Source organism: Allobosea sp. CER48 (assembly GCF_044752385.1).
GTDB lineage: Bacteria > Pseudomonadota > Alphaproteobacteria > Rhizobiales > Beijerinckiaceae > Allobosea.
Genome location: NZ_JBIWYK010000118.1, coordinates 1 through 7,770 on the forward strand (window position 1 = coordinate 1; position 7,770 = coordinate 7,770).

General features: G+C 67.2%; 9 protein-coding genes. 2 read left to right on the forward strand and 7 right to left on the reverse strand.

The genetic code is table 11. The features are described from left to right. The 3 genes from ACIPIA_RS06705 to frr form a co-directional block, all read right to left on the reverse strand. Positions 1-793 (reverse strand): phosphatidate cytidylyltransferase (locus ACIPIA_RS06705; protein WP_400507879.1); only part of this gene is annotated, 793 nt, incomplete at its 3' end. Continuing rightward, positions 790-1,548 carry an isoprenyl transferase gene (locus ACIPIA_RS06710; RefSeq protein WP_400507881.1) on the reverse strand — a complete coding sequence of 253 codons (759 nt, stop codon included), beginning with the start codon at positions 1,546-1,548 and terminating at the stop codon, positions 790-792. The genes ACIPIA_RS06710 and ACIPIA_RS06705, both read right to left, overlap by 4 nt. A gap of 53 nt (positions 1,549-1,601) precedes the next feature. Beyond that, positions 1,602-2,165 carry a ribosome recycling factor gene (frr, locus tag ACIPIA_RS06715; RefSeq protein WP_400507883.1) on the reverse strand — a complete coding sequence of 188 codons (564 nt, stop codon included), beginning with the start codon at positions 2,163-2,165 and terminating at the stop codon, positions 1,602-1,604. 244 nt (positions 2,166-2,409) lie between these two features. On the opposite strand from frr, the gene ACIPIA_RS06720 reads away from it, so the two are divergent. Then, positions 2,410-2,823 carry a VOC family protein gene (locus ACIPIA_RS06720; RefSeq protein ID WP_400507885.1) on the forward strand — a complete coding sequence of 138 codons (414 nt, stop codon included), beginning with the start codon at positions 2,410-2,412 and terminating at the stop codon, positions 2,821-2,823. A gap of 4 nt (positions 2,824-2,827) precedes the next feature. Here the strand turns inward: ACIPIA_RS06720 and pyrH are convergent, their stop codons facing one another. The 4 genes from pyrH to ACIPIA_RS06740 form a co-directional block, all read right to left on the reverse strand. After that, complete coding sequence (gene pyrH, locus ACIPIA_RS06725; protein ID WP_400507887.1) at positions 2,828-3,535, reverse strand: UMP kinase; 708 nt, start codon at positions 3,533-3,535, stop codon at positions 2,828-2,830. Positions 3,536-3,644: 109 nt separating this feature from the next. Next, entirely contained in the window at positions 3,645-4,568 is a 924-nt protein-coding gene (gene tsf / locus ACIPIA_RS06730; RefSeq protein WP_400507889.1) for a translation elongation factor Ts, read from the reverse strand. 173 nt (positions 4,569-4,741) lie between these two features. After that, positions 4,742-5,734, reverse strand: a complete 993-nt coding sequence (locus ACIPIA_RS06735; protein ID WP_400507891.1) for a 30S ribosomal protein S2 — start codon at positions 5,732-5,734, stop codon at positions 4,742-4,744. A 236-nt stretch (positions 5,735-5,970) separates the two neighbouring features. Then, positions 5,971-6,363, reverse strand: a complete 393-nt coding sequence (locus tag ACIPIA_RS06740) for a pore-forming ESAT-6 family protein (protein WP_400507893.1) — start codon at positions 6,361-6,363, stop codon at positions 5,971-5,973. A 199-nt stretch (positions 6,364-6,562) separates the two neighbouring features. Here ACIPIA_RS06740 and ACIPIA_RS06745 point away from each other — a divergent pair, with 199 nt between their 5' ends. Next, positions 6,563-7,738, forward strand: coding sequence for a GGDEF domain-containing protein (locus tag ACIPIA_RS06745; RefSeq protein WP_400507895.1), 1,176 nt, complete (start codon positions 6,563-6,565; stop codon positions 7,736-7,738). The last annotated feature ends 32 nt before the right edge of the window (positions 7,739-7,770 follow it).

Here is a 7,770-nt window from a genome sequence, read left to right on the forward strand (position 1 = left end):
CGAGCACGAGAACGGCCCAATAGCCGTCGAGACGGTCCAGGAAGCCGCCGTGGCCCGGAATGAGCTTGCTCGAATCCTTGATGTCGAAGCGGCGCTTCAGAGCGGATTCGAACAGATCGCCGGCCTGGCTCACGATGGAGCCGGCGAGCGAGACGGCGATGACGGGCCCGGCCGCCGTGAGCCCTTCCAGCGACGGCGTCAGCCGCCAGACCAGATAGCCGCCGATCATGCCGGCGACGGCACCGCCGATCGCACCCGACCAGGTCTTTTTCGGGCTGACGCTCGGCATCAGCTTCGGCCCGCCGAGGCGGCGCCCCGTGAAATAGGCACCGATATCGGTGAGCCAGACGACCGCGAAACTCCACAGGATCAAGGCGAGGCCGATGCCCGGCAGGTCGCGCAGGGCCGGCGTCACCAGCGCAAAGGCGAGCGCATAGGCGACGCCGCAGAGCTCCAGGGCGATGCGCGAGCGCACGAAGGGCGTCGCAACCGCGCCCAGCAGCGCTGCCGCCGCAGCCGTGCCGGCAAGCGCGGCCGGGCTTGTCGATGAGAAGGCCAGAGCGAATCCGGCGACGACCACGGCGATACCGGCCGGGATCGCATTCCCGCGGTTGACCATGGCGAGCCATTCATAGGCCGCCACGCCGGCGACCACGATCCAGACCAGCCGGAACGGCCATCCGCCCCAGAGCGTCGCTATGAGGATGAGCGCGGCAAGGACGAGCGCCGACGCAACCCTGAGCTTCAGCTCGCTCGGGCCCGGCCGCGGCGTGGCTGGCGCGGGTTCATTCACGCGACACTCACGCTGCGGTCGGCCGGAGCGGACACGCCGCCGAAACGGCGATCGCGCTGCCGATACTGTGCCAGCGCATCCTCGAAGGCGGCGCGGTCGAAGTCCGGCCACATCACCGGCGCGAAGATGAACTCGGCGTAGGCCGCCTGCCAGAGCAGGAAATTGGAGACGCGCGTCTCGCCCGAGGTGCGGATCACCAGTTCGGGATCAGGCAGATCGTGCGTGTCGAGCCCCGCCGCGAGCGCCGCTTCATCGATCGCGACCGGATCGAGGCGCCCGGCCGCCGCTTCGCTCGCGAGCCTGCGAGCCGCCCGCACGATCTCGTCGCGCGAGCCGTAGTTGAAGGCGATCACCAGCACGAGCCCGGTATTGGCGCGCGTGCTGGTTTCGGCATGCTCCACCAGGCGGCGCAGATCGGCGGCGAGGTTCTCGCGGTTGCCGATGATCCGGACCCGTACGTTGGCGGCCGAAAGCTCGGCCAGGTCCTTCTCGACGAAATGCCTGAGCAGCCCCATCAGGAAGGAAACTTCCGCGTGGGGGCGGCGCCAGTTCTCGGTCGAGAAGCTGTAGAGCGTCAGGACGGAGAGGCCGAGATCGCTGGCATTGCGGACCGTGCGCCGCAGCGCCTCCAGCCCACGGCGATGGCCCTCATGCCGCGGCAGGCCGCGCATCTGCGCCCAACGCCCGTTGCCGTCCATGATGATGGCGACATGGGCCGGATTTGGCACATCTGCCTCGCGCTGACCGGATGACATGCGGATGAGCCTCGCTCGGCCGGAAGGGCGCGGAACTCGTCCCGCGCAGGGGATCAGACGTGCAGGATTTCCTTTTCCTTCGCCGCGAGCGCCTGGTCGATCTCGGCAATGTGCTGGTCGGTCGCCTTCTGGACCAGATCGGAATTGCGCGCGGCATCGTCCTTGGTCATGTCGCCATCCTTCTCGAGCTTCTTGACGACGTCGATCCCGTCGCGGCGGACGTGACGCACGGCGACCTTGGACTCCTCGGCATATTTATGCGCGACCTTTACCATCTCCTTGCGACGCTGCTCGTTGAGCTCGGGGATGCGGATGCGCAGCACCTGGCCCTCGGTCTGGGGATTGAGGCCGAGATCGGATTCGCGGATCGCCTTGTCGACGGCGTTCACCATGCTGCGATCCCAGACCTGAACGCTGAGCAGACGCGGCTCCGGCACCGACACCGTCGCGAGCTGGCTCAACGGCGTGCGGGCGCCGTAAGCCTCGACCTGGATCGGGTCGAGCATGTTGGCGGAGGCGCGGCCGGAGCGCAGCGAGGCGAGGTCGCCCTTGAAGGACTGCACCGCGCCGGCCATGCGGCGCTTGAGGTCGGCGAGGTCGAACGTCGTCTGGGCCATGTCAATCAGGACCTTGCAGGTAATCCAAAATCGGCGCGACCATGGCGGCGGGGCCGCGCAGGGTCAAGAATTACATGCTCGAACAGCATGTTCCCCAGATCTGGGCAAGGGAAAAGCAGCGGTTCGAGCTGTTCATGGTGAAGCGGCAGGACAGGCTGGTCCGCTGCTTCGGGATACATAGATCAGTCTAGAGGCTTGCGACACGGCAAGCCAGCACCGCCGGCAAAGAACCACGGAGAAAAACGTGCCTCGCCTGAATCGTATCGTCGAGACCGCGCTCTATGTCGACGATCTCGACCGCTCCCGCGAATTCTACGAAGAAAAGCTCGGGCTCACCCCACTGCTGAAGACGAAAACCCTGTTTGCCTACGATGTCGGCGGCAGCAGCGTGCTGCTGCTCTTCCTGCGCGGGGCTTCCCTTAAGGTCCAGAACTCGGCCGGCGGCAGCATTCCCCCGCATGACGGCAGCGGCCCGCTCCACATCGCCTTTGCGATCGACACCGGGGAACTCGCGGCCTGGGAGGCGAAGCTGGACCAGCTCGGCATCGCCGTGGAAGGACGCATGGCGTGGGATCGCGGCAGCCGGAGCCTCTATTTCCGCGACCCGGACGGGCACATGCTCGAGCTCGCGACGCCCAGTCTCTGGAAGACCTACTGAGGCCTCAGGGCGTCACATAGGTCGCCCTGCCCTCGCCTCGCAGGACGGCGGCGAGCATGCCGGGCTCCGCGATCGAGAACACGACGATGGTCAGGCTGGCGTCGCGGGCGAGCGCGAAGGCAGCGGTGTCCATCACCTTGAGGTCGCGCTTGATGGCATCCTCATGGGTCAGCGTGTCGTAGCGGGTCGCCGCCGGGTCCTTCTTCGGGTCGGCGCTGTAGACGCCGTCGACCTGGGTCGCCTTGAGCAGATGGCTGCAGCCGAGCTCGGCCGCGCGCAACGCCGCGCCGGTGTCGGTGGTGAAATAGGGGTTGCCGGTGCCACCGCCGAGAATGACGACCTTGCCGTTGCTGAGATGATCGAGCGCGCGCTTGCGGGCATAGCTCTCGCAGAGCGAAGGCATCGGCACGGCCGACATGGCACGGGCAGGAGCGCCGGCCGCCTCGATCGAATGCTCCAGCGCCAGGGCGTTCATCACCGTGCCGAGCATGCCGATCGAGTCGGCCGTGGTGCGGTCGAGCCCCTTGTTGAGGCCCTGGACGCCACGGAAGAAATTGCCGCCACCGACGACGATGCCGATCTCGACGCCCTCGCGCGAGGCGTGGGCGATGTCGGCGGCGAGCGCCGTCAGGGTGGCGCCGTCGAGCCCGTTGCCGACAGGCCCCGCAAGGGCTTCACCGGAGAGCTTCACGAGAACGCGTTGGGGCCTCATCGATGTCTCTCCGTCAGTTCTGTCGTCCGCCGCGAATCGTGACGGGCCTATCTTCCTACAAAAAAGGCCGCGCGATGCGCGGCCTTTTTCGCATTCGTTACGGAGCTTGTCAGCCCGTGGTGCCGCCGGCGGCGGCGACCTCGGCCGCGAAGTCCTGCTCTTCCTTCTCGATGCCCTCGCCGAGCGCGAAGCGGGCGAAGCCCGTCAGCTTGACCGGGGCGCCAACCTTGCCCTCGATCTCCTTGAGGACCTGCGAGACCGACTTCGAGCCGTCATGGATATAGGCCTGCTCCAGCAGGCAGTATTCCTTGGCGTAGCTCTTCAGGCCGCTCTCGGTGATCTTCTCGAGCACATGGGCCGGCTTGCCGGCGTTCTTCTCGGCCAGGATCGCCTTCTCGCGCTCCAGAACTTCCGGGGCGACCGAGGCGAGGTCGAGCGCGACCGGGTTGGTCGCCGCGACATGCATGGCAAGCTGGCGGCCGAGCACGGCGAGTTCATCCGACTTGCCGGTCGACTCGAGCGCCACGATGACGCCGATCTTGCCGAGGCCGTCGGCGATCGCGCCGTGGACATAGGAGCCGATCACGCCCGAGGAGACCTTGAGCGAGGCGACGCGGCGCAGCGTCATGTTCTCGCCGATGGTGGCGATGGCGTTTGCGATGGCGTCCTGGACGGTGCTGCCGCCCGGATAGTGGTGGCCGAGCAGCGCCTCGACGTCGCCGCCACGCTCGAGCGCGACATCGGCGATGGTCTTGGCGAGCGCCTGGAACTCGGGGTTGCGCGCGACGAAGTCGGTCTCGGAGTTGACCTCGACGACCACGCCCTCATGGCCCTGCACGGCGACGGCGACGAGGCCCTCGGCGGCGACGCGGCCGGCCTTCTTGGCGGCCTTGGCGAGGCCCTTGGCACGCAGCCAGTCGATGGCTGCCTCGAGGTTGCCGTCGTTCGCGGAGAGCGCGGTCTTGCAGTCCATCATGCCCGCGCCGGTCTTGTCGCGGAGTTCCTTCACGAGTGCGGCGGTGATCGCTGCCATCTGTCTTGTCCTTGCTGTCGGTGCGGCGCAGGAGAGCCGGCCGCGGATCGGAATGTGCGGACGCCTTATGGGGAAACGCCGACGCTCCGTTTCCGGTCGTCGGCGCTGGTCGGCGTCAAATCGAGAGCCTGATTGCGACGCGCCGATGACGCGCCGCCATCATGCAGCCTGCATCAGGCGTCGGCGAGCTCGCGCGCCTGGGCGACCCAGCCCTCGCGCTCGATCTTGCCACCGAGCTTGAGGTCGTGATCGACCTTGGTCACGTCGGCCGGCGACATCGCAGCGATCTGCCAGAAGTGGTAGATGCCGCCGTCATTCAGCTTCTGGACCGCGTCCGGGCCCATGCCCGAGAGCTTGGTCAGATCGTCCGGAGCGCCACGCGGGGCGGTCAGCGTCTCGAAGGCGCCCGAAGCCGTCTCGAGAGCCTCCTCGACGACCGGCGCGTCAGCGGCGCCGAGGTCGATGCCCTGGTCGCCCGAAGCGCGGCCGATGCCGTCGATCGCGGCGCGGGCGATGAGGTCGCAGTAGAGCTGGATGGCGCGGCCGGCGTCGTCGTTGGCCGGGACCGGGAAGGTGATGCCATCCGGATCCGAGTTCGAGTCGACGATCGCGGCGACCGGGATGCCGAGGCGCTGAGCCTCCTTGATCGCCAGCTGCTCCTTGTTGGTGTCGATCACGAAGATCATGTCCGGCGTGCCGCCCATGTCCTTGATGCCGCCGAGAGCCTTCTCGAGCTTGTCGCGCTCACGCGACAGCATCAGACGCTCCTTCTTGGTCAGGCCGGTGCCGCCGCCGTTGAGCAGCTCGTCGACCTTGCGCAGGCGCTGGATCGAAGCCGAGATGGTCTTCCAGTTGGTCAGCATGCCGCCGAGCCAGCGGGAGTTGACGTAGTACTGGGCCGAGCGCTTGGCAGCGTCGGCGATCGAGTCCTGCGCCTGGCGCTTGGTGCCGACGAAGAGGACGCGGCCGCCGCGGGCGACGGTGTCCGAGACCGCCTGAAGGGCGCGGTGCAGCATCGGCACCGACTGCGACAGGTCGAGGATGTGGATGTTGTTGCGGACGCCGAAGATGAACGGCGACATCTTCGGGTTCCAGCGATGGGACTGGTGGCCGAAATGGGCACCGGCCTCGAGGAGCTGGCGCATGGAGAAATCAGGCAGAGCCATGGTAATCTTGTCCTTCCGGTTGAACCTCTGGAGCGCGAATGAACAGGCATGAGCTGCCGCGTCACCGGAACGCCTCGAGCAAGAGGCGGTACGCTCCATGTGGGATGGGCCAGCGCCTTACTAGGGATGGCGCCGCATTGCAAGCCGGGCCGGCCGAGAAAATCCGGCCCATCTCGTGAAACGCCCGCGCGATCCGGCGCGGGAGCTTGATGACGGCGGGAGGCCTCGGCCCCTGCTCACTGCGGCAGCCTGGCGCCCATCTGCTTCACGAGATCACCGATCTGCTTGCAATAGGCGGCCGGCGTGCCGTTCTGCATCTTGGCGATCGCCTCGATATTCTGCTCCATGCCCATGGCCGAAATCGTGCCCTTGCGGCCGGCAGCCTCGGCGGCGTCGCCGCCGCTGGCATCGGCCGGCGCGGGGATGAGGGCGATCAGCTTCTTCTGCACATCGACGGCGCCGGCGTCGATGTGCCCCTTCTCGACGCAATAGCCGAGAATGCCGAGCTGGTTGCGGGCGGCCTGATAAGCCACCTTGAGCTGGTCCGCCTGTGTCTGGGCGAAGGAAGGAGCGGCGGAGGCCAAAACAGCGGCGGCCGAAACGGCGATCAACGACTTATAAAAGATCATACTGGATATCCTCAGGCTATTATGTTCCCAAGCATGCAACCATGCTCGTCCCCCAACGCGTCTTGATTAGCCTTCGCACACCCCCTTCTCAACCGCAGACGTCGCAGGCCGGACCTGACCTGGCCGGCGGAGCTGCGCCTGGGCGATGTGCTTGCCGGCCGTTTCTCCGACGCGGTCTCCTTCGGCTAAGCGGATCGGCATGGGCCTGATCCTCGATCTCAGGACGATCTTCGTCACCGGCGCGCTGACCTGCTTCATCATCGGTGTGATGCAGTTGATGACGTTCGCGACCGGCCGCTTCACGCGCAGCCCGGTCTGGTGGGGCGCGAGCAGCCTGTGCATCGGCACCGGCCTGCTCTGCGCCGCGTTCAGGGATTCGATTCCCGATGTGCTCTCCATCGAATTCGCCAATACGGCGATGCTGGCCGGCTGCCTGCTTCTGCTCTTCGGCATTCGCCATTTCGCCGGGCGCGAGCTGCACTGGTTCGGCTTCACCATCACGTTGCTCGCGGTCTGGATCCTGCTCTCGCTGTCTCCGGGCCCTCAGGGTTACGCGGCGCGGGTCCTGATCGTGGCCGTCGTGATGGCCTTCTGCGATGCGGCGATCGTGCGCGAGGCCGTCCGGCTCGGACTGCAGGAGAAGCTGCGTTCGGCCTGGCTGCTCGCGATCCTGTTCGCTCCGACGGTCGTGATCTATGGGGGGCGCATCGTGCTTGCCGCGCTCGATCAGGTCGGCACCACGCTCTTCCCGCGCGACTCGGGCGTCAACGCCTGGCTGGCGGCGACCGGCGTAACGTTCATCATCCTTCGCGGCCAGGCGCTGCTGCTGCTCGCGGCGGAGCGCTCGAACCGGATGCTCGCCGCCCTCGCCCGCCGCGATCCCCTGACCGGTGCGATGAACCGCTCCGGCATCGAGCAGTGGCTCGACGGGCAGATGCGCGGCGCCCTGCATGGCGGCATGACGGCATCCATCCTCCTGGTCGACATCGACCACTTCAAGGCGGTCAACGACACGCATGGCCATGCGGCCGGCGACGAGATCCTGCGTGTCTTCGCACATGCAGTGCGGGGGCAACTGCGCAGCGGCGACATCCTCGCCCGGCAGGGCGGCGACGAGTTCGCGATCATCCTCCCCAATGTCGGCGTGCGGGAGGCGGTGCGCGTCGCCGAGCGGATCCGCGGCGTCTTCAAGGATGCGCTGGCCCAGTTCAAGGAACTGCCAGGGCCGCCGACGCTGAGCATCGGCGTCGCCGAGAGCGATCTGCGCGCCCGCAGCCTCGACCAGTTGCTGGCCGAGGCCGACCAAGCTCTCTACCGGGCCAAACGGCTCGGCCGCGACCGCGTCCAGGCGCAGCTCAAGCCGCTCGAAGCCTGAGCCGCGGCCGGCCCTTCCGTTCAGGTTGCTCC

Coding starts and splice junctions, on each gene's coding strand:
- ACIPIA_RS06710 (WP_400507881.1), bottom strand. CDS start 1,548: ATGTCATCCGGTCAGCGCGAGGCAGATGTGCCAAATCCGGCCCATGTC.
- frr (WP_400507883.1), bottom strand. CDS start 2,165: ATGGCCCAGACGACGTTCGACCTCGCCGACCTCAAGCGCCGCATGGCC.
- pyrH (WP_400507887.1), bottom strand. CDS start 3,535: ATGAGGCCCCAACGCGTTCTCGTGAAGCTCTCCGGTGAAGCCCTTGCG.
- tsf (WP_400507889.1), bottom strand. CDS start 4,568: ATGGCAGCGATCACCGCCGCACTCGTGAAGGAACTCCGCGACAAGACC.
- ACIPIA_RS06735 (WP_400507891.1), bottom strand. CDS start 5,734: ATGGCTCTGCCTGATTTCTCCATGCGCCAGCTCCTCGAGGCCGGTGCC.
- ACIPIA_RS06740 (WP_400507893.1), bottom strand. CDS start 6,363: ATGATCTTTTATAAGTCGTTGATCGCCGTTTCGGCCGCCGCTGTTTTG.
- ACIPIA_RS06745 (WP_400507895.1), top strand. CDS start 6,563: ATGGGCCTGATCCTCGATCTCAGGACGATCTTCGTCACCGGCGCGCTG.